The organism is Denitratimonas tolerans (assembly GCF_037203605.1).
Taxonomy (GTDB): Bacteria; Pseudomonadota; Gammaproteobacteria; order Xanthomonadales; family Xanthomonadaceae; genus Denitratimonas; species Denitratimonas tolerans.
In genome coordinates this window covers 68,061-89,860 of sequence record NZ_JBBDHC010000010.1, presented here as the reverse complement: position 1 = coordinate 89,860, position 21,800 = coordinate 68,061, and the positions used below count along the sequence as shown (strand labels likewise).

9 protein-coding genes are annotated in these 21,800 nt (G+C 69.9%); 2 read left to right on the top strand and 7 right to left on the bottom strand.

What is annotated here, in order from left to right; all coding sequences use genetic code 11:
* Window positions 1–5 precede the first annotated feature (5 nt).
* From WB794_RS08430 to WB794_RS08400, 7 genes are all read right to left on the bottom strand, one after another.
* Entirely contained in the window at window positions 6–1,016 is a 1,011-nt protein-coding gene (locus tag WB794_RS08430; RefSeq protein WP_337335408.1) for a peptidylprolyl isomerase, read from the bottom strand.
* A complete protein-coding gene (locus WB794_RS08425; protein WP_337335407.1) occupies window positions 1,013–14,503 on the bottom strand; it encodes a beta-propeller fold lactonase family protein in 13,491 nt (4,496 codons plus the stop codon). Before WB794_RS08425 ends, WB794_RS08430 begins: the two co-directional genes overlap by 4 nt.
* Before the next feature lie 602 nt (window positions 14,504–15,105).
* Complete coding sequence (locus WB794_RS08420; protein ID WP_337335421.1) at window positions 15,106–15,711, bottom strand: ABC-type transport auxiliary lipoprotein family protein; 606 nt, start codon at window positions 15,709–15,711, stop codon at window positions 15,106–15,108.
* On the bottom strand, window positions 15,711–16,646 hold the full coding sequence (locus WB794_RS08415; protein ID WP_337335406.1) for an MlaD family protein: 936 nt from the start codon (window positions 16,644–16,646) through the stop codon (window positions 15,711–15,713). The genes WB794_RS08420 and WB794_RS08415 overlap by 1 nt, the downstream gene beginning before the upstream one ends.
* Before the next feature lie 4 nt (window positions 16,647–16,650).
* The gene (locus WB794_RS08410; protein WP_337335405.1) at window positions 16,651–17,445 is read right to left on the bottom strand and encodes an ABC transporter ATP-binding protein; all 795 of its coding nucleotides are present in this window, start codon (window positions 17,443–17,445) and stop codon (window positions 16,651–16,653) included.
* Window positions 17,442–18,551: an ABC transporter permease gene (locus tag WB794_RS08405; RefSeq protein WP_337335404.1), complete on the bottom strand. Its 1,110-nt coding sequence runs from the start codon at window positions 18,549–18,551 to the stop codon at window positions 17,442–17,444. Before WB794_RS08405 ends, WB794_RS08410 begins: the two co-directional genes overlap by 4 nt.
* Before the next feature lie 10 nt (window positions 18,552–18,561).
* The gene (locus WB794_RS08400) at window positions 18,562–19,356 is read right to left on the bottom strand and encodes a M15 family metallopeptidase (protein WP_337335403.1); all 795 of its coding nucleotides are present in this window, start codon (window positions 19,354–19,356) and stop codon (window positions 18,562–18,564) included.
* Window positions 19,357–19,511: 155 nt separating this feature from the next.
* Between WB794_RS08400 and WB794_RS08395 the strand changes: the two genes are divergently transcribed.
* Together WB794_RS08395 and WB794_RS08390 are read left to right on the top strand one after the other, a co-directional pair.
* Window positions 19,512–19,985, top strand: coding sequence for a hypothetical protein (locus WB794_RS08395; protein WP_337335402.1), 474 nt, complete (start codon window positions 19,512–19,514; stop codon window positions 19,983–19,985).
* 24 nt (window positions 19,986–20,009) lie between these two features.
* Complete coding sequence (locus WB794_RS08390) at window positions 20,010–21,797, top strand: acyl-CoA dehydrogenase C-terminal domain-containing protein (RefSeq protein WP_337335401.1); 1,788 nt, start codon at window positions 20,010–20,012, stop codon at window positions 21,795–21,797.
* The last annotated feature ends 3 nt before the right edge of the window (window positions 21,798–21,800 follow it).

Below are 21,800 nucleotides of genomic sequence, written 5' to 3'. Positions count from 1 at the left end.
GAGATTCATCCCTGGTCCTGGGGCATGGCGGGTGGCTGTGGCGGCGTGGTGTTGGCGGGTGGTCCGACGGGCGCGATGGCGGCCAGCGCCGACTCCCGCACCTCGACCCCGACCTGACGCATGAGCTGCTGGCGGAACTGCGTCTCGGCGGCCTGCAGGCGATCCTGCATCAGGCGTTGGCGGATGCCGGCGGCAAGCTGTTCGAGCGTGCGCGACTGGCGCGGCTCGCTCTCCACCAGGCGCACCAGATAGACGCCGTCGGCACCGCGCAATACCGGCGAAAGGTCACCGGGATTTTCCAGTTCGCGCACCGCGTCGAGCACGGCGCGGTCGTAGGCATAGCGCGCGCTGCTGCCTTCGGCGATCCAGCCGATCACCCCGCCGCGATAGCGCGTGGCGTCGTCGTCGGATACCTCGATCGCCAGCGGCCCGAAGTGCGGCACGCGGGCATCGAGCCCGGCGGCCTTGGTGCGCGCCGCCTGCATCCGCTGCGTCGCATCGACCCAAGCCGCGTCGCCCGCGTTCGCGGCCACGGAAATCTTCAGCATTGCGGCGCGCTTGCGCGCCGGCACCGTGTAGTCGGTGGCGTGCTCGGCGTAGTACTTCGCCACCTCGTCATCGGTGACGCTGACCTCACGCTGGGCGTCGCGCAGCGTGCTCTGCACGTAGCGGTTGGAAATCACCTGGTCCACGGCCAGGCGCACGTCCGGTTGCACCGTCAGCCCGGTGCGCTCGGCCGCCGCCACCAGCGCGGCGCGATAGACCAGGTCATCGAGCAGGCGACGTTTCTGCTCCATGTCCTGGAACTGCCCGGGGCGATCGCCGCCGCGGCGCTTCATCTCGTCCACGAACGCATCGACGCTGATGTATTGGTCGCCGATCCGCGCAACCCACTGCGCCGGAGCGGCCTGCCCGGCCGGGGCGTGCATCATGCGTGCGCCGAGCCAGCCGCACGCTCCGCCGGCCGCGAACATGCCCAGCAGTGCGAGAGCCGCCGTTTTGGCTGGAACCTTCATGCTGCGCCCTCCCCGTCGTACAAGGCCCGACGCACCGATGCCGGCTCCGGGGAGGAGGAACGTGCGGCATCGGGCGTCGAACGGAGGAACCAGGGCACCAGCCAGCGCAGCGGCGCGGCGTCCGCACCCGAATAGGGGCGATTGGAGTCCTCGAAGCCGTCCTTGAAGATGACCTTGAAGACCTCGTTGGTGTCGCTGGCGAAGTTGTTTTGCGTGCTGACCTCGACCTGGGCCGGATCGGCCGTTGCCTGCACCGATTGCACGATGGTCTCGTGGACCATCACGTTGATGGCCGGATCGACGGTCGCGGTGAGGGTGAAGGTGACCACGGCACCGGCGGGAACATCGACCAGTTCGTCGATGCCGCCCACGCCGCTGGCAGTGCCGCAGGTCGCGCCGCCGCTCGCCGCGCACTGCCAGGCCGCATCGATCAGTTCGGCCGCGAGCGGCGATTCCACGCGCGCATCGATCGCATCCACCGAGCCGTCGTTGCGCACGCGGATGACGTAGACGCTGGTGTCGGCAGGTGCCAGGCCAATGCGGCCATCGTCGATCGACACCGCCAGATCCACACCCGTGAACATCAAGGTGCTGGTGCTGTCGGTATTGTTGGCCGGTGCCGGATCGCCGGTCTGCGAAGCGACCTGGACGGTCGAGGTCAACGTGCTTCCCACGGCCGGAAGCTGGGTCAGAGCCAGCGACGCGGTGGCCACGGTACCGGCGGGAATGCTGGCGAAGCTGCAGTCCACGCGTACCGGCGTGACCTGGCTGCAGCCGGAACCGACCGCCTGTATCGGATGGCTGAAGGAATAGGCCGCCACGGTCTGGCCCGCGTCCGACGGCCCGCCGTTCGCGATTTCGACCCGGTGCTCCATCGCCACCGGGCTGCCCGGGTCGTAGGCGTCCGGCGCATGCGCGGTCACCGCCAGATCGGCGCTGGTCTGGATGGTGTCGGTGTCGGTGGCCGCGTTGTCGGAGGTGTCCGGATCGAGCGCATCGCCCAGCACCTGCACGCTCGCGGTGTTGACGAGCATGCCGGTGGCCGAGGAGACCAGGGTCGCACTGACCTGGTAGACCAACGATTCGCCCACCGGAATATCCACGGTATCGTTGATCGAACCCTCGCCCACGGACTGGCAGCTGCCGGTACCGAGCGTCGGCGTGCAGGTCCAGGTCGCACCCACCAGCACCGCCGGCAGGATGTCCTGGACCAGCGCGTTGGGCGCATCCGATGGCCCGACGTTGCTGACCGTGATGGTGTAGCCCAGCGGCAGGCCCGCCATCGAGCTGGATACGCCGTTGGTCTTGGTGATCGAAAGATTCGGGCGACGCAGTACCTGGGTGGTGACCGGTACCGCCACCTGATCGCCGGGCGTGGGATCGACCGATCCCGGCTCGGGCTGGACGTAGGCGGAATTGAGCAGTGGACCGACCCAGCGCGGATGGACGCGGGCGCGCAGGGTCACGGTGACGCTGCCGCCGACCATGACATCGGCCTGCGCATCGAGCGAGGTGCCCGAGCCGCTCGGTGCCGTACAGATGGATCCACCCGTGGCCGCACAGGTCCAGGTCGCACCAGCGAAGCGGCTCGCCTCCAGCGGATCGACGATGTGCACGCCCAGTGCGTCGCTCGGCCCGAGGTTCTCGACCGTGATCACGTATTCGGCGATTTCGCCGGCGATCGCGCCGGCCGGGCCGGTCTTGGCGATCGAGATGTCGGAGATGACGTTGATCTGGGCCTGGTCGCTGCCGTCGTTGTTGGCCGCGTTCGGATCGCTGCCCGAGCCGGGCACGGCGCGCGCGACGTTGACGAGGTTGCCGCGCGCGCTGGGATGGACGGTGGCACCGTAGTCCAGCTCCGAGCTGCCGCCCACGCCCAGATCGATGCCGACCGGCAGGCCGGCGTCGCCGCCGCTGGCCGCAAGGCAACGCGAGATCGGCTGTTCGTCGATCCGTGCCAGGCCACCATCGACACCCGGCTGTGCCAGCAGCAGCTGGCCCAGCGCGGGCACGTGCAGCAGTGCCGTTGCGTCGACCGCGCTGGCCGCAGGCAGGACGAAGCGGGCTTCCAGCGCACCGTCGCTCCAGCGCCGCGCGTACAGCTGCACGACGCCCTGCGCATCGGCCAGATACAGGCGCGACCCCCAGGTGTCGATGGCCAGCGCACGGGCGGCCGCCGGATCGGGCACCGCCCAGGTATCACCCGGCGTCAGGCTGCCGTTGAGGGCGCGCGAGAATGCGCTGATGCCCGCGTTGCCCAGAACGTAGAGCTGTCCATCGGCAGGCGTCGACACCATGTCGCGCACGCCCGCCAGGGCCGGCAGCGCGCCGCTGCCGGTGCCGCGCTGCACGCCGAGGTAGCGCAGCACGCCGGTGTTGGCGTCGATCTCGAAACGCGACAGCGCCTGCGACACCGTGGCCAGGGCGTACAGGTGGTGCCCGTCATCGCTCAGGTGCAGGCGCTTGACGCCGCGGATCACGTTGCTGTCGGGCTGGAAGGTTCCCAGCCCATCCTGGATGCGTTCGACAAAGCCGAGCGTGCCGGTGTCGGTATCGCGGCGGAACAGGGCGATGGCGCTGTTGGCAGCCGAGGACGGCACGGCGGCGGTGTAGACGAAGCGCCCGTCACGCGAGAGCGTGACGAAGCGCGCGCCGATCAGGCCGGTGACGCCGTCGGTACCGGAGGTGAGCTTGTGCAGGAACTCCAGGCCGGTGGCGGTGATGCGGAAGGCAAGCAGGCTGTTGCTGCCCGCGCCGGTCACGTAAAGGTGCGCGCCGTCCGGTGACACCGCCAGGTGCGAGGCACCGGCCAGGCCGGCGATGGTCCCCGCTCCCGCGCTGTCGCCATCCACATAGCGCGTCAGGCTCGCGATGTCGCCGGCGGCATCCAGCGCCACGTCCACCAGCGCGCTGCCGCTCTGGCTCACGCCGAACCAGCGCCGGCCATCGGGCGTGGCCGCCAGGGCGGACAGGTCGGCCACGCGCGGATCGAGGCTGCTGGCGATGCCGCCGGCATCGGCCAGGGGCAGATTGGCGGCACAGCTCCAGGCACCGGAGTCCGGAACCAGGCCCGCCGGCTCCGCCGGGAACAGCGGCAGATCGTCCTCGATCCATGCCCCGAGCGCATCGGACACGCCATGGTTGACCGAGGTGATCCGGTAATTCACCGGAAGTCCGGCCACCACGTCGGCCGCAGCGGTAAGGCGCTCCTTGACCGTTTCCAGGTCCGGAGCCGGCACCAGCTGATCGGTGTCGCTGGCACGGTTGTCGACCGGATTGGACTCGTGGGCCAGGACGCGCGGATCGATGCCGACCGCATAGGTGAGCGGCCCGCTCGCGTTGGCGAACACGCGGGCCGTGAGATCGAACCGCACCGAACCATTCCGTGCCACGTCGACCCGGGTTCCGGCCAGGCCGCCGACGCCGCTGAGCGGACAGCGTGAGCCGTGCTCGCGCGCCAGCGTCGCCACGACGCCATCGGCGGAAGACGCCAGGTAGAGCTGGCGCGATTCGGGTGCCAGCACCATCGCCGACGGCTGGTTCATCGCCACCGACAGCGCGGTGGTGTAGCTCGCCAGACGCTCGGCCTGGGTATCGAGCAGGCTGTAGAGATGCAGCTGGCTGCTCGCGGCCGAGGCCACGTAGAGCCGGGCCTGGTCGGCCGCGTAGGCCAGCGCGACCGGCTGCTGGGTGCCGTTGGCTCCGTCGGTATCCAGCGCGATCACTTCATCCAGCTCGAAAGTCGGGCTTGCACCATCGACGAAGCGCAGCCGGTTGACCGCATCGCCCAGCGCATCGGCGACGAACACCTGGTCGCCATCGACCGCCACGGCGGACGGCGCAAGCAGCGAAGCGCCGACTCCCACCTGCCCGTCTTCGATGCCGACGGCGTAGCTGAGGGCACCATTCGCCACGGCGCGGCGGAATGCGGTGATCGAGCGGTTGGTGGTGGCGGTGGCGAACAGCACCGCGCCTTCCGGCCCGAACGCGAGATCGGAAATGCCGTTCAATCCGTTGACGCCGCCCTGTCCCTGGCGCAAGAGCGCGATCTGGACCAGCGCGCCGCTGCCCGCATCCAGCGCGAACCCGGCCAACGCCTGCTCGGCGGCACCGCCGGCGTAAAGGTGGCGGCCATCGGGTGCCAGCGCCAGCGTGCTGATGCCGCCGATGCCGTCCACGCCCAGTTCGCCGTCCTGCACCTTCGACAGCCAGGTCAGCAGGCCGGTGGCCGCATCGCGCGAGAACACCGCGATGGCGTCGGCATCCCGACCTGCGACGTAGACGAAGCGCCCGTCCGGGGATATCACGATATCGACCGCGCCGGTGATGCCGCGCACCATCGGTTCGGCACTGCCGTCGGGGGCGGTGCCGGCGACGCCGTCGATATACGCATGCAGCCACGACAGCGCGCCGGTGAGGGGATCGCGCACGAACACGGCCACGGTGTCACGCGGGCCACTGCCCTCATCGACGCGACCGACCGCGTAAACGTGCAGTCCCAGCGCATCCACCGCCACGGCGGTGTAGGCGACATCGTTGTCGGGCGCGGCGGTGGACACCTCCGCCAGCAGGCCGGCCTGCGGGGTCGGCGTGCAGACCCAGGCCACGTCGTAAAGCGCGGCCGGCAGACTGTCGTCGAGAATGGCACCGGCGGCGTAGGTCGGACCGGCGTTGGCGGCGACCACGCGATAGGCGATGGAACCGCCCGGCGTAGCCTGCGTGACTTCGGTACAGCCCGGATCGCCCAGGTCGCAGCCGTTGTCGTCCGCCTGGATCGACAGGTCCACGGCGGGTGAGAGTACGGTGTCCGAGTCGGTCGCCGAGTTGTTGGACTGGTTCGAATCGAGCACGCCGATGGCTTCCACCGTGGCGGTGTTGGCCAGGCGTCCGGTGGCCTTGGCCCGAACGGTGCCGGTGGCAAGGAACCGGACCTGGCCTCCGGCCGGCAGGTTCACTTCCAGATCGATGTTGCCCTGCCCGCTCGGCGCGCAGTTGCCGCCGGCATAGCCGACACAGGTCCAGGAAACCTGCTGGAACTCGGGCGGGAACTGGTCGGCCACGCGGGCGCGCGACACGCTGCTCGGGCCGTGGTTGGTGACCTCGATGGTGTAGGTGACCTGATCACCCGGTGCCACACCGCCCAGGCCGTCGAACAACGCGCCCAGGTAGTCCGGCGTCGCGCCGGCCTGGGCAAAGGCCGCCAGCGCGGAATCGCCGCCGCCGGCCGCATAGAGCCAGCCCTGCCCGTCGTTCACATAGGCCACGTCCGCGGTCCCGCCCAGACCGTCCACGCGCGGCAGCGCCGGATCGGCCGGGATGTCGCCGTTCCTGACCACCGCGGCGAGCGCGGGAACCCCATCGGTATCCAGCGACAGCACCACGATGCCGTCGAACGCGGTGGCCGCGACGTAGAGGTTCCCGTCCGCGCCCAGACGCAGGCGCGTGGCCCCGACCAGCTCGGGGGCCTGGAACACGCTGCTGGCACCCGGATGCGGGGCGAACTCCAGCCGGCCGTCGGCCGGATTGCGCAGGAAGCGGACCAGGGTGCCGGCCTCGCTGCCCAGAACCCAGAGCACCGTGCCATCGGCCGACAGGGCGAGCGAACGCAGTCCGTCCATGCCCACGATGGCACCGGTGCCGTTCTGGTACGTCGGGTTCATCTGCGTGAGGAGGCCGAAGTTGGCGCTGCCCGCGATGGTGTTGCGCTTGAAAGCCACCAGCGAACCGCTGTCGCCCACCACGTACAGGTGCTCGCCGTCGCCGCTGACCTCCAGCGCGCGCGGGGATTCGATGCCGCTGACCCCGCCGATGCCGGCCTGGACCACGCCCGCGAACGCCAGGGTTCCGGCATCGGCGGCGGCGGGGTCGGACTGGCGGCGGAAGACCGCCACGGCGTTGGAGAAGGCGCTGGCGACATAGACATGCTCGCCATCGGGCGACAGCGCCAGGGCGCGCGCGCCGGACAGTCCGGTGACGCCGAGCAGGCCGTTCCGGTCGATGTCGATCTGGGTCAGGCGACCGTCGCCCGCGTCGCGCGCAAAGCTGGCGACGGCGTTGTCGACCGGGCTTGCCGCATACAGGTGCAACCCATCGGCGCTGGCCACGATGTCGCGCACGCCGGAAATGCCCGAGATCCCCGCGCTGCCGCTGCGAACCGCCCCGATCTGGCGCAGCCCGACGTTGCCCGAGGCACCGGCCTGGCGCAGGAAGGTGCCGATGGCGTTGTCCGAGGGTGCGGCAACGTACACGTTGTTTTCGTCGGCGGCCAGCGCCACCGCGCCGGCCAGGCCATCGAACTCGGCCAGGCCATCGTCCTTGGTGATACCAAGATCGGCGAGGTTCGACGGGACATCGGTGTCCTGTGCGCTGAGGTTGCAGCCGCCCAGCGCCGTGCCCTGCCCGCCACTGCAGCTTGCCGATTCCCACTTGACGGTAGCGAGGTTGGTCAGGTTCCCGACCAGGCCGCTGGCGACGCGCGCGGTGAGGTGGAACACCACCCGCCCGCCGGCGGCGATGTTGACCGGTACGCCACCCGGATAGGTAACCGACGGCCCGAGCGGGCCGGTACCGCTGGCGGGACACCACGAGTCGGACTGGCGCTGGAAGTGCGCTATGGCGCGATCCAGGGTGCCGGCCACGTAAACCTGGTCGAACTGCGGATCGAGCACCAGGCCGGTGGCGCCGCCCAGCCCTGCCACGCCGCCGCTGTTGTTGGAGCGGATGCCGAGGTAAGTGAGCGCGCCGGTCTGCGGATGCACCGAGAACCAGGCCAGGGTGGCACCGGCCTGCGAGGTGACATAGAGGTGCTGGCCATCGCCGCTGAGCTGTGAACGGCGCGGATTGAGCAGGCCGCGCGCGCCCTGCTCGCCCTGGCCGAGCGAGGAGGCCAGCGTGAGGGTGCCGAAGTTGCCCGCGCCCGGATCGTCGACCCGGTTCAGCACCACCACGCGATTGGCATCCGCCGCAGTCAGGTACAGGCGCTTGCCGGCGGCATCGAACGCGGCCGAGGATGCGCCGTTCATCGCCACGCCCAGGATGCTGCCGCTGAAGCGCGCGCCAAAGGCGAGCTTGCCGAAATCCGGCGAGCCGGAGGTGCGGTTGCGCAACAGCAGGGTCGCGCTGCCGGTGCTGCCGGAGATCGCATAGACGTGCGCGCCGTCGGGGCTGGCGACGAGATATTCCACATCCGCCAGGCCTTCCACGCCGCCCTGCCCGTTCACCAGGCTGCCGAGGTGGCTCAGGTTGCCGGTGGCGCGGCTGTAGACGAAGGCCGCCACCGCGTGATCGTTGGCACCGGCCACATACACATGATCGGTATCGGGCGTGCCGTCACCGTCGCCGTCGGCCGCCAGCACCGCCAGGTGCAGGGCCTGATCCAGCCCCGGCAGGGCGGGATTCTTCATCGCGGCGCGGTGGGTGACGATCAGCGACTCGGTGTCACTGCCGGAAAGGGAGAACACGTTGAGGCTGTCCGAGCGCCGGCTGACCACGAACAGCAGGCGGCCGCCGCCGCCCACGGCGACCGCACGCGCGCCTTCCAGCGGCACGCCGGCGGTGTGGTCGATGCGCGAGTGATAGGTCAGGGCCCCGGTCTGGGCATCGCGTTGGAAGAAGACCAGGGCGTCGTCGTCGACGCTGGCCCCGACCAGGAAGCTCGCGCGCACCGCCTGCGGATCGGCGCTGTCGCCGCGCGGGATGATCGCCAGCGAGCCCACGCCCGCCAGTCCCTCCACGCCGCCCACGCCATCGGTATAGGCAGACAGGAAGTCCAGCGCACCCGACCCGGAGGCCGCACAGGTCCAGGAAATCGATCCGGGCACGAAGGGCGAGGCGCTGCAATCGAAGCCGCCGCCAACGCTGGTGCAGCCGAACAGATCCTCCACGTTGGCCAGGGACGGATCGCCCAGTCCGGCCACGTTGCCCGGCCCGGTGTTGCGAATCGTCAGGTCGTAGGTCACCTCGGTGCCGGGGATGACCGCGGCCTGGTTATTGGTCTTGGTGAGCTCGAGTCGCGCCGAGGTCAGCAGCGTGGTGCTGTCGGCATCGAAGTCGGTGCTGCCTGTGCCGCTGGCTTCGGCCAGATTGACCAGCGTGCCGGTGGCATCCGGGCGAATCTTCGAGTTGACGGTGTAAACGACCGCGCCACCGGCGCGGATTGTCACCACATCATTGATGTCGCCCGCGCCCGACGCGCTGCAGCTCGACCCGGTCCCGACCGAGAAGGACGCGACCGCATCGCTGCCGAAGCCGGCCATGTACACGTTGCGCGAATCTCCCGAGACGACCACGGCATAGGGCGAGCGGATGCCATCCACCGCATCCACGTCCTGGGTGCGCACCTCGGAGACCACGAGCTGGCCATAGAGTGCGCTGCCGGAATTGTCGTAGCGGTCGAAGGCCACGAGGCTGGAGCCGAATTCAGCGGCGACATAGAGGCGCTTGCCGTTGGCGCTGACGGCCACGTCGCGCGGCCCGGTCATCAGCGCGGGCGCGTCGACGCCCGCCTTCAGCGTGCCGATGAGGCGCACTCGGCCGGCCTGCGGGCTGCTGGTATCGAGCACGCGCTGCAGGATGTGCAGGGACGAACTGTTCTGCGCGGCGACGTAGACGTGGGTGTTGTCGCTGTCATTGATCGAGGGCGACAGGGCCAGCGCCATCGGACGCTGGTTGGCACCCAGGCCCAGCGCATGCACGAACGCCAACTGCCCGCCCGCCACCTGGTCGAACACCACGACGGTGTTTGCCGTCGCGGCCACGCCCAGCAGCTGGTACTGGCCGTTTCTGCCGGCCACGACCAGGTCGCGGATGCCGCTCATGCCGGTCACGCCATTCTGCCCGCCCGCCACCGAACCCACGTAGGACAGGCGGTCGGGTGCCGTCGGCTGGTACTGGAAAATCGCGATGCTCGCCTCGTAGGAGCCGGCGACATAGAGATAGCCGGCGTCCGGATCCATCGCCATGCCGTAGGCACCCAGCAGACCCGGATGGCCGGAGCCGGAAGTGCGGGTGAAGCTGGTGGCGAACGTCAGCAATCCCGTGCCCGCATCGCGGCGGAACACGGTGAGCGAATCGCCGTCGAGGCTGGTGACGAACACGGACAACCCATCGGCGCTGATCAGGATCCGATCGGGCCGCTGCATGCCGCTGACCCCGCCCTGCTGGTTGCGCCACACCGCGTTGAATTCGAGGTGGCGGCCATCTTCGTCGGTACCGATCAGCGCAGGACGCCGCTTGAACAGGCTGATGGAGGAATCGACCTGACTCAATACGTAGACATCACCATCCCGGATCGCCAGATCGGACGGCCCGGTGAGCGCATCGATCGCCCCTTCGCCCTGCGCATCGCGCTCGATGAAGCCCAGCTGCGGCGGCGGCGCGCGGCGCGCGAACACCACGATCGGGCCGACGGTGCCGGTCTCACTGGCCGAGGCGACAATGACATGGCGGTTGTCGTGGGTCACCGCGACCGCCGCGGGCATGTCGAGGCCACGGGCCTCGATCGCGCCCGGGACCGCGGTGCGGCGCAGCACGTCCTGGAACTGCAGGATGCCCGCACCATCGACGGCCAGGCCGCCGCTGACGGGATTGCGGCGCACGCTGAACATGGCATCGCTGCCCTTGTTCACGCCGATCAGGTGCTCGCCGTCCGGCGACAGCGCGAGACTCAGCGGATTGCCGAGGAGCCCCGTTCCGGTCGCGTCCAGGACGGGAATAAGACCGACCGACATCCCGACGGCCTCGGACTTGACGTAGCCGATGCGCCCCGCCGCGCCGCTGCCGGCGTGGACGTAGAGATCGCGGCCGTTGCCGGCCAGGACCATGTCGTTGATGCCGACAAGACCGGCGACGGCAGCGCCGAGCGGGCTGCCGTCGGCGCTCAGCGCACCCGCGTTTGCACCGCTGGTCGCAATGGCATAGCGCGCGACCGCCGAGGTCGTGGTCGAGGCCACGAACAGACGCGTCCCGGCCGCATTGATCGCCATCGGGCCCGCGTTCACCGGGGCGTCCGCGCCTGCCGCGGGAACGGCGATGGGAAGCTGGTTGCTGCTGTCCGGGCGATACGCTTCGATCCGATGCTGGCTGCCGCCGTGCGATCCGGACACATAGATGCGCGTCGGGCTGACCACGAGGCGGCGCGGCGTGTCGATACCGGTCGCCACGGATCCGGCAAAGGACAGGCGGCCGTGCTCGGGATCCACCGGGCTGGTGACGCGGTGGAACACCGCAATGCTGCCGCCGCCGGCCCCCGCCGAGAGGACATAGAGCACCGCGCCATCAGGGCGCAGCGCCAGATCGATCGGGTTGGCCATCCCGGCCACGACCGAACCGGTATCGGAGAGGTCATCCACGCCGTCGACTTCGATATCGATCGGGTCACGCGCGATGCTGCCGTACCCCAGTCCAGGCGTGGCCTGGCGTGCATAGGTGTAGATCGAGGCAACATTGTCGGCATTGCGCCCGATCGCATAGACGTGACGGCCGTCGGCGGACAGCGCCAGCGCGCTGCCCGGACGTCCGCCCGGGCTGACCATGAGCGGATCGGAGGAATCCTGGCCCAGGTACTCGGTCAGGTCGCCGGGCACCGGCGACGTTGCGGCACAGGTCCACTGCACGTTCTGCAGCGCACTGGGCATGACATCGCTGACCTGCACGTCATAGGCATCGTGGGGCCCTTCGTTGGCCACGGAGATGGCGTACGTGTGGTCATCGCCGGGGTGCGCGAAATCCGTTCCATCGTCCTTCTCGACGTTGAGCGTATAGGTGGTCTGCAGCGTGGTGGTGACGCTTGACTCCTTGGTAATGCCACCCAGGGTCAGCCGCGCGGTGTTGGTCACCTGCGCACCGGCGCTGGTGGAGACCGGGACAGACAGCGCGACCACGGCGCGACCGCCGGGCATCAGGTCGAGTGCCAGACTGCCTGGCGCGATGGCACCGGTACCGGTGCCTGGTGCCGCAATGCACTTCGTGTCTTCCGGTGCGATCGCAGGCGCGGGTGCGGGAATCGCGGCACAGTTCCAGGTCGCCGCGGTGAAATCGAAGTCGGTGGTCGGAGATGCCGGATCGGTCAGGCCGACCTGCGGCGCGTGGCTGGGACCATTGTTGGTGGCGGTGATCTCGTAGCTGAGCGTGGCGACGCCACCGGCATCCTGACGCCCCACGAGCCGTTTGTGGATGGTCAGGTTGCGAACTGGCGCGAGGGCCGTATCGACGTGGCTGGTCGCGGTCCTGGTGCCCCACGCGGCGCTGGCATCCAGGCCGAGCGTATCGGCCTCGGTGCCGCGCGGATCGAGCATGCCGGTCACGGTATAGACGACCTGCGCGTTGGTACCGGCTGGCAGCATGGCCGTGGCCGCGAGCTGGTCGCCGTAGGCCGCAGGCGTATCGGCATTGGTACCGCAGGCACCTCCCACGTTGCAGCATGCCCCGCCCGACGCACGGCACTGGTAGTAAACCGTGCCCGGGATGAAGCCGGCCAGGCTGCCTCCGCTGGCCATGGGGTACTGCCCGCTCACCGCCACCGAAGGCAGGTTCTCGAATGCCGTGTTCTTGACCGTGATCTTGTAGCTGCGCAGGGTGCCGGGTACCGCGCTGGCGGCACCGACGTTCTCGGCCTGGATCGTGGCCAGCGAGGCTTCCGTCAGAGCGACGGTCGCGGTGTCGGTGCGATCGGTCGCAAGGCCAACTTCCTGCACCGCCTGGCAGCCGGCGGGCGGCGTGTCGCACGTCTGCACAGCCACCGTCGCGGTATTGTCCACGCTGGTGATGGTGCTGTCCGAGGGCACGACCACGCGCGTCAGCAGGCGGCTGCCGGTTCCGGCGCGCAGCGCGAAGGACTGCGAGATCGCGCTGCCATTATCCTTTACAAGCTCCACTGGGCAGCCGGCGGGGCCGGTACCTGCCACTGGCTCGCCTTCCTGCGGAAACCAGCCCAGGGTCGAGGGGCACAGCGACCAGCAGGGAATTTCGCCCGTGCCCTGCTCACACAGCGAGGTGGCGACACCCCTGAGCGCAGGGCTGAACGCGTCGGCCAGCAGCGCGCCGGGGCCGCCGACCGGGGGCGTCCCGGTACCGGTTGCCGCATTGCCGATATCGCTGGGGCCGTCGTTGTAGACCGTGATTTCGTAGTCGAAGGCCACGTTCTTCGAAACCGAGGTGATGGTCAGGCCGTTTTGCGTCGCGCGCTTCTCCACGCGCAGGGCGGCACGGCGGTCGATGGTGCGCGACGCTGCCGCAGCGTTGTTGCCCAGGTTGATGTCGACGGGCGGCGAGGTGCCGGCAGTGGGCGCGGCGATGCTTGCCGACAGCCCGACGCTCGCATCGAGCTCGCTGGACGCGTGCGGCACCGTGACCTGGTAGGTCAGCTTGCCGCCGGACGGGAAGCTTGCGATGGACACCGCATCGAGCGGGGTCGTTCCTGATGCGGCGGGACACGCGGCACTACCGCTGGCGGTGCAGGTCCAGGAGAAGTCCGCCGCGGCGGCCTCGCTGCGCTTGAGCGTGAACGAAGCTCCATTGGCCGCATCCGGGCCGTTGTTGCTGACCTCGACCGTGTAGCTTGCCGCGCAGCCCGGGGTGTAGAGCGTCGCTTCACCGGGGCAGTGCGTGGCCGGACTGGCGATCGTATTGGCCGTCGTCGTGACGGCCAGGTTCGCCGAGGCGCGGCGCGGGCGCGGAGTGGCAGCGGTGTTGCTGGTGGCCGAATCGTTGCCGGGACCGAGGTCCACCATCCCGGCCGGCGTGGCCGGAAGCGCAATGCCGCCGGTGACGCCGACATCCGGGTAGGTGTCGCCCACCGCATGTTGCACGATCACGGTGTAGGTGAGCGTTCCGCCGGTCCTGAACTTCGTCACCGTGGTGTTGCTGAACGCACCGCTGCCGCTGCTCGCCGGGCAGGTGGCCTTGGCGTTGTCATTGGCAGCGCAGCTCCAGGTGAGCGCACCGGAGGCCGATTCGCTGCGCGCAAGCGAAATCTTCGCGCCGTCCGCGTCATCGGGGCCGCTGTTCTCGTACACCACCTGGTACTCGGCCTTGCAACCGGGCGTGTAGGTGGCGGCCTCCGCCGGGCAGTTGTTGACCGGCAGCGTGGTCGCCACGGCGGCGGCGCTCACCGCCAGATCGGTGGCGGGGGTTCGGGTGAACGTGGCGCTGGCGCTGACGCTGGTCGCACCGGTCGCGGTCGAGGAACCCGTGGCGTCCACCTGTTTGCTGCCGCTGGCAGCGAGATCGAACTTCAGCGTGGCAACGACCTCGAGACTCCCGCCGGCGGCGATCGAGCCCCCCGAAGGCAGGCCGCTGGTCGTTCCGCAGCTCGATCCGGTGCTTGCGTTGCAGGTGGCACTCTCCAGCGAAACGCCAGTCGGCAGGGCCAGCGACAGTGCCGCACCGCTCGCCGCATCTGCACCGACCGCATTGGCGAAGGTGAAGGTCAGGGTCTCAGTCTGGCTGGGCACGTAGCTGCTGGAGGACGGCACCGCGCTCAGGCTCATGGACGGTGCCGCGATCACGGCCAGCGGCGCACCCGCCAGCAGGAGGCCCGCAGCCAGCAGCCAGCCCGTGCGGTGCCTGGACGAAAATTGCCGCGGTGCGCAGTCCTCGCCCCGTGCCGACGGCTCTCGCCCAGTGCATGACTGCGTGCGGGCAGCCCTACGCACTTCGCAGCGGCTCGCCCGGCTGAAAAAATGATTGCTCACGTCGATGTGCCCCTGCTTTGATCGTCCCCAGGCCGCACGGTTGCGGCCTCCCCATGTCGCGTCCCCGCCGTTCACCCCGGACCGAAGCCGAGGGACGCGAAGAAAATTCGCCTTGCCACGTTTAATTGAGCGGACATTGGGCGTGAAACCCATCACACTTTAAGATGAGCGGCGGATTTCAGCCGACAAGCGGATTTCCGCTGAAAGATTCTCATTCGCGGAAACGTCGCGTGGCGCAAGCCGACGCGGGGCGGCCAAGGCACCGCACGGCAAGCCCCCGAAGCGCGGAGCTTCAGGTCCGGGATCGGGTTTCGGGAAACGCCCAGGCCCGGGCAGGCGCGCTGCGCCGCGCCTCGGCGGCGCAGGGGATCAGCCGCGCGCGTCTCGCGCGCGGCACATCAATTGCCGGTGGCGACGTCCTGGTGCCCGGCCACGACCCAGGCCACCAGCTGCGCGAGTGCGTCTGCCAGGGCCGCATCCAGCGCGGTGACGGCAGCCGCCGCATCGCGCGCCGCGGCGGGAGCGCGGGTTTCGAACACGCGGCTGACGACGGCTTCGCCGCGCGCGGCGTCGATCAGGCTGGCCTTGATCCGGATCACCGCCACCGGGCCGCCTTCCAGCTCGATCTGGAAATCGCGCAGCTCGGTGGCCAACTCGACATCGTGCGCCAGGCCGCTGGCGGCGCGCTCGACGCCGGCGAACCGGCCGCTGGCCTCGAACGCCTCGACGAGCGCATTGTCCACCAGCCCGGGCAAGGGTTCGCTCCACTGCGCCGCGGGATAAACCTCGATCTGACCGGAAACCGGGCGCACCAGGATCCAGGCCGTGGCGAGCGGGCCGCTGGCCTGCGGTCGCGCCACCGCCAGCCGGACGTCGATGCGTCCGCGCGCCGAATCCTGCGGCGCGGGCTGGCTCAGGGCGTACAGGGCCACCGGCCGCTTGGCCGGCAGCACGCTGCAGGCGGCGAGCGCAAACGCGGCGCAGGCGAACATCCAGCGAATCATCACGGCTTGAACTCCCGGGGTTGCGGATTGCCCAGCAGCGGGCTGTCCGAGCGCGAGATCTGCTCGGAAAGTGCCCGCAGCGAAGTCAGCGTGGCGCGCAGCTCATCCAGCGCCGGGCCGACCTGGCGCAGGCCCTGCTGGCTGAAGCTGTTCACCGCGGAGCGGTTGTCCTTCACCAGGCCATCCAGGCTGGCGGCCAGCGCATCGAGCTTTTCCACCGTCTGGCGCAACTCCGCCACGAGCGGCCCGCCCTGCCCGCTCATCAGCGACTGTGCCGAGCGCGCGGCACCTTCGATGCTGGCCAGGGTGGACTGAAGCTGGCCCGAGGCGGCCGACAGCTGCCGGATGGCCTCGCCCAGCGCCTGGCGCTCTTCGCCCAGGGTGGTCGCCAGCGCGTCCAGATTGTTGAGCACCGTGCTGACGTGGGCGCGGTTTTCCGTCGACAGCAGTTCGGATATCCGGGTGACCACCTCGTTGATGTTCACCATGATGTCCTCGCCCGAGGCGGTGAACTTGGCCAGCGGCGAGAGCGTGGCCATGATCACCGGCACGCCCTTGTCGCTCGCCAGCTTCGGGCTGTCGAGCGAGCCACCGGACAGGCGGATGTCGGCCACGCCGGTGACCGCGGCAAAACCGAGCGTGGCCTGGGTGTCGCGCCGCATCAGGCCCGGATCGCCGATGCGCACCCGCACCACCACGCGGGCCAGGTCCTTGGGATCCACCGCGAGCGAGACCACGTCGCCCACCGGCACGCCGTTGTAGGACACCACCGAGCCCTTGCTCAGGCCGATCACCGATTCGGAAAACACGATGTCGTAGAAGGCGACGTTGCGGTCGCCGCCGAACTTGCCCAGCCACAGCAGGCTGGCCAGGGTGACCAGCACCACCGCGATGGCGAATCCACCGATGAGCAGGTGATTGGCGCGGGTTTCCATGTCGTCAGAGTCCGTGGCGCTGGGCGGAGGACTGCGCGGCGCGGCCGCGCGGCCCGTGGAAGTAGTCCTGGATCCACGGATCGGGATGCTGCGCCACCGCGTCGAGCGTGTCGATGGCCAGCACGCGGCGCTGCGACAGCACCGCGACCCGGTCGCAGATGGTGTACAGCGTATCCAGATCGTGGGTGATGAGGAACACGGTCAGGCCGAGCGCATCGCGCAGGGTGAGGATGAGCTGGTCGAAGGCGGCCGCGCCGATGGGATCGAGCCCGGCGGTGGGTTCGTCCAGGAACAGCAGCTCGGGATCGAGCGCCAGCGCGCGCGCCAGGGCGGCGCGCTTGACCATGCCGCCGGACAGCTGCGACGGGAACTTGGCTCCCGCGGACGCGGGGAGTCCGGCCAGCGCCAGCTTGAGCGCCGCCAGGCGCGCCATCAGCGGCGCGGGCAGGCTGCGCAGCTCGCGCATCGGCGCCTCGACGTTCTCGGCCACGGTGAGCGAGGAAAACAGCGCGCCGTACTGGAACAGCACGCCGCTGCGCCGGTCGATGCGGGCGCGCTCGTCCTGCGCCATCGCGGTCACGTCCTCCCCGAACAGGGACACCTCGCCCGCCGCCGGGCGGTTGAGGCCGATGATCGAGCGCATCAGCACCGACTTGCCGCTGCCCGAGCCGCCCACCACGCCCAGGATCTCGCCGCGCCGCACGTCCAGATCGAGGTTCTCGTGCACCACCTGCGCGCCGAACTGGTTGCGCAGGCCGCGCACCCGGATCACCGGGCCACCGGCGTCCACCGCGCTCACCAGTCCATCTCCATGAAGAACACCGCCGCCAGCGCGTCGATCAGGATCACCACGAAGATCGACTGCACCACGCTGGAGGTGGTGTGCCGGCCCACCGATTCCGCGCTGCCCGAGACCTTGAAGCCCTCCAGGCAGCCGATCAGCGCGATCATCACCGCGAACACCGGCGCCTTGGACAGCCCCACCCAGAAATGGCGCAGCTCCAGCACGTCCTGGATGCGGCTGAAGTACATGGTCGGCGAGATGTCCAGCGCCAGCGCGCACACCGCCGCGCCGCCGAAGATGCCCGACAGCATCGCCAGCACGGTGAGCATCGGCAGCGCCAGCACCAGCGCCAGCACGCGCGGCACCACGAGCACGTCCATCGGACTCATCCCGAGGGTGCGGATCGCGTCGATCTCCTCGCGCGACTTCATCGAGCCCAGCTGCGCGGTGAAGGCGCTGCCCGAGCGCCCCGCCACCATGATCGCGGTGAGCAGCACGCCGAACTCGCGCAGGAAGGAATAGACGATCAGGTCCACCGTGTAGAGCGCGGCGCCGAACTCGCGCAGCACCGTGGCACCGAGGAAGGCGATCACCGCGCCCACCAGGAAGGTCAGCAGCACGATGATCGGCACCGCGTTGAGGCCGGTCTGTTCGACCTGCACCACCAGCGCCGTCAGCCGCCAGCGCCGCGGCGAGGCCAGCACGCCCGGAAGGATGGCAAGAAGATGCCCGAGAAAGGCCACCAGGCGCAGCGCGTTGCGCCAGACCTCGACCAGCGCGGCGCCCATGCCGGCCACGACGCGCACGATGCCGGGCGCAGGCGCTGCGGACGGCGCGGCCTCCTGCCGCGCGTCGGCCACCGCGCCGAGCAGGCGCGCATGGGGCGGCGCCAGGCCGCGCAAGGCATCGGGCGGCGCATCGACCACCAGGTCCAGCAGCAGGCTGGCTCCGGCCGTATCCAGCCGGCTGACGCCGCTGGCGTCCACGCGCAGCGCTCCGGCCGCACGGTTCCGGACCGCATCCACGGACCGCTCCAGCGCGGGCGCGTGCGCGAGGGTCCAGTCGCCCGCGAGGCGCACTTCGCCCTGCGCATCGGGGCCGTCGATCCTGGGCGCGCTCATCGCGGGAGGCTCATCGCTTCAGGCACCAGTGCCAGGGCTCGTACACGATGCCGTGCGGGTTGCCGCGCGGATAGCTCATCGTGAATCCGAAGCGCGCGGCGTGGGCGACGAGCCAGGCGAAGGCGGGCGTGGCCTCGAAGCTCTCCTCCGCCGGCGGTTCGCCGGGCGTGCCGATGTCCAGCGCGCCGCCGCCGTGGTGTTCGCTGTAGCCCGGCGCGGCGTTGACCCTGAGGATGTCCTCGAGCGCCTGTCCGCGCGCGAGCTTCCTGCGAAAGATGCCGAGCTGGTAGGCGTGGCTGCGGTAGCCGGAAATGGCGTCGAGCGCGACGCCTTCGTCCCGCGCCGCGGCGCGCATCGCGCTCCAGCCCCGCGCCGCGGCCGCGGTCAGCCAGAGCGGACGGCGGTAGCGGTCGAATCCGGCGAACGCCAGCCGCGCAGGCTCGGGCACCAGCGCAAGACCGCGGGTGCGGCCGTAGTCCGCATCGACGCCCAGGCCCGCCAGCAGGGCGCGCAGCGGCGCCAGCGGCAGGGTGCGCGGTACGCCGGGCCGAAGCGGGCGCGCAAGGCATTCGACCAGACGCGCCTCATCCATGCGGCCACGCGCCGCGCGCAGCGCCCCCGGGCGCAGCGCGCGCACCCGCGCACCGGCCACCACCGCCAGCCAGCGGCCGTCGGACTTGCGCCGCAGCAGCCAGTCCGCCCCCGCCAGCGCCCGCACGCCGACGCTCCCGCGCCCCGCCACCAGCGCCGCGGGCAGCGCTTCCAGATGGTCAAAGTTGATCAGCGTCGGAGGGGCATCGCGCATGCGATCAGGGTAACCCGGAAGGACGGATCGGGTGCAGGCCAAGGTTCCACAGCGACAACAGGCCGTCGCATCCGGCCGGAAGCGACGAGCGATCGCCGGCCCATCCCGTGCCTTCCGGGCTATCATCGCAGGCTCATCCGCCCGGAGTCTTGCGCATGCTGCGCCACGCCGCGTTCCTGATGTCCGTTCTGGTGCTTGCACTGACCCTCGCCGCCTGTTCGAGCGGCCCGCGCAAGCGCATCTTCCCGCCCACGGCCAGCATCCAGGAGCTGCACGTCACGGCCGAGGGCCAGTGGCGCGTGCAGCTTCGCATCCAGAGCTTCAGCAACGTGCCGCACACCGTCTCCGCGCTTTCGGCGCGGCTGCGCGTTGGTGGTGTGGAGGCGGCGACCCTGCAGCTCGCGCCGGATCTGACGATCGGCCCGCAGAATGCGGAGGTCGAGGAGCTCCTCCTCACGCCTTCCGCCGACGCCGCCGCACGCGTGTCGGCGGCGCTGGACGCGGGCCGCAGCATCACCTATGCGCTGAACGGCACCCTCACCAGCACGGCACCGGACAAGCGCCGCGACGACTTCACTTTCGAAGGCCAGCTCTGGCCCCAGCCCGGCCTGCCCGGCGTGCTGCGCTGAACCGGCCCCACCAGGAGTTTCGCCATGCATCCCTACACCGCCCCGCTCGCCGACATCCGCTTCGTGCTGCACGAGGTGCTCGACGTTCCCGCCCTCTACGCCCGGCTGCCCGGCAGCGACGCGGCCACCCGCGAGCTGATCGATGCGGTGCTCGACGAGGGCGCGCGCTTCGTTGAAACCGTGCTCGCCCCGCTCTACCAGAGTGCGGATGCCGAAGGCTGCCATTTCGATCCGGCCACCGGCGCGGTCACCACGCCCAAGGGCTTCAAGGCCGCCTACGCGCAGTGGGTCGAGAATGGCTGGGGCGGCCTGACCGCGCCCGAATCGGCCGGCGGCCAGAACCTGCCGGAAACCCTCGGCGCGGTCATCAAGGAGCTGGTGGACGCGACCAACCTGGCCTGGGGCAACTATCCGCTGCTCTCGCACGGCGCGATCGAGGCGCTCAAGCACTTCGGCAGCGACTGGCAGAAGGAGGTGTTCCTCAACCGCATCGTGAGCGGCGAATGGTGCGCCACGATGTGCCTGACCGAACCCCACTGCGGTTCGGACCTGGGCCTGCTCAAGACCCGCGCCGAACCCGGGGCCGACGGCAGCTTCGCGGTCACCGGCACCAAGATCTTCATCACCGGCGGCGACCACGACCTCACCGACAACATCGTCCACCTGGTGCTGGCGCGCCTGCCCGATGCCCCGGCCGGCACCAAGGGCATCTCGCTTTTCATCGTGCCCAAGCGCAAGACCGGCCGCGACGGCGTGGCCGGCGAGGCCAACGCGGTGCGCTGCGGTTCGATCGAGCACAAGATGGGCATCCACGGCTCGGCCACCTGCGTGATGAACTTCGACGGCGCGCAGGGCTGGCTGCTCGGCGAACCCCACCGCGGCCTCATGGCGATGTTCGCGATGATGAACTCGGCGCGCCTGGGCGTGGGCCTGCAGGGCCTGGGCCTGATGGATCGCGCCTACCGCTGCGCGCTGGCCTATTCGAAGGAGCGCCTGCAGATGCGCGCGCTCGGCGGGCCGAAGTTCCCCGAAAAACCGGCCGATCCGATCCTGGTACACCCCGACGTGCGCCGCATGTTGCTCACCTGCAAGGCGCTGTCGGAAGGCTCGCGCGCGCTCGCCCTGCACGGGGCCAGCCTGCTCGACGTGATCGAACGCAGCAGCGATGCCGCCGAGCGCAAGCAGGCCGATGAACTGCTCTCCTTCCTCACCCCGATCATCAAGGCCTGCCTGACCGAATGGGCGGTGGAAGGCACCTACCACGCGCTGCAGTGCTTCGGCGGACACGGCTACATCCGCGAACAGGGCATGGAGCAGCTCGCGCGCGATGCGCGCATCACCACCATCTACGAAGGCACCACCGGCATCCAGGCCATCGACCTGCTGGCGCGCAAGACGCTTCAGACCCAGGGCATGGGGCTCAAGCACATGCTGACGATGATCGTGGAGTTCTGCACCGCGCAAACCCGGAACACCGCGCTGGCCGAATTCGTCGCGCCGCTCGCCAAGGCGGCGCAGGACTGGCAGCAGCTCACCCTGGAAATCGGCCGGCGCGCGGGCCAGAACCCGGAGGAGATCGGCGCGGCCTCGGTCGATTACCTGTTCTACTCGGGCTATGTCGTGCTGGCCTACTGGTGGGCCAGGAGCGTGGCCACGGCCGACGCCGGCGCGCACCCGGATGCCTTCAAGACCGCCAAACGCGAAACCGCACGCTTCTACTTCCAGCGCATCCTGCCCCGCACCCAGACCCACGCCGCCGCCATCCTCAGCGGCGCAGGGAACCTGATGGCGCTGGAGGCAGAGGCGTTCTGACGA

What these genes read in the sequence shown, in the direction of transcription:
- WB794_RS08430 (WP_337335408.1), bottom strand. Translation starts at nt 1,016, where the DNA reads ATGAAGGTTCCAGCCAAAACGGCGGCTCTCGCACTGCTGGGCATGTTC.
- WB794_RS08425 (WP_337335407.1), bottom strand. Translation starts at nt 14,503, where the DNA reads ATGAGCCTGAGCGCGGTGCCGTCCTCCAGCAGCTACGTGCCCAGCCAG.
- WB794_RS08420 (WP_337335421.1), bottom strand. Translation starts at nt 15,711, where the DNA reads ATGATTCGCTGGATGTTCGCCTGCGCCGCGTTTGCGCTCGCCGCCTGC.
- WB794_RS08415 (WP_337335406.1), bottom strand. Translation starts at nt 16,646, where the DNA reads ATGGAAACCCGCGCCAATCACCTGCTCATCGGTGGATTCGCCATCGCG.
- WB794_RS08405 (WP_337335404.1), bottom strand. Translation starts at nt 18,551, where the DNA reads ATGAGCGCGCCCAGGATCGACGGCCCCGATGCGCAGGGCGAAGTGCGC.
- WB794_RS08400 (WP_337335403.1), bottom strand. Translation starts at nt 19,356, where the DNA reads ATGCGCGATGCCCCTCCGACGCTGATCAACTTTGACCATCTGGAAGCG.
- WB794_RS08395 (WP_337335402.1), top strand. Translation starts at nt 19,512, where the DNA reads ATGCTGCGCCACGCCGCGTTCCTGATGTCCGTTCTGGTGCTTGCACTG.
- WB794_RS08390 (WP_337335401.1), top strand. Translation starts at nt 20,010, where the DNA reads ATGCATCCCTACACCGCCCCGCTCGCCGACATCCGCTTCGTGCTGCAC.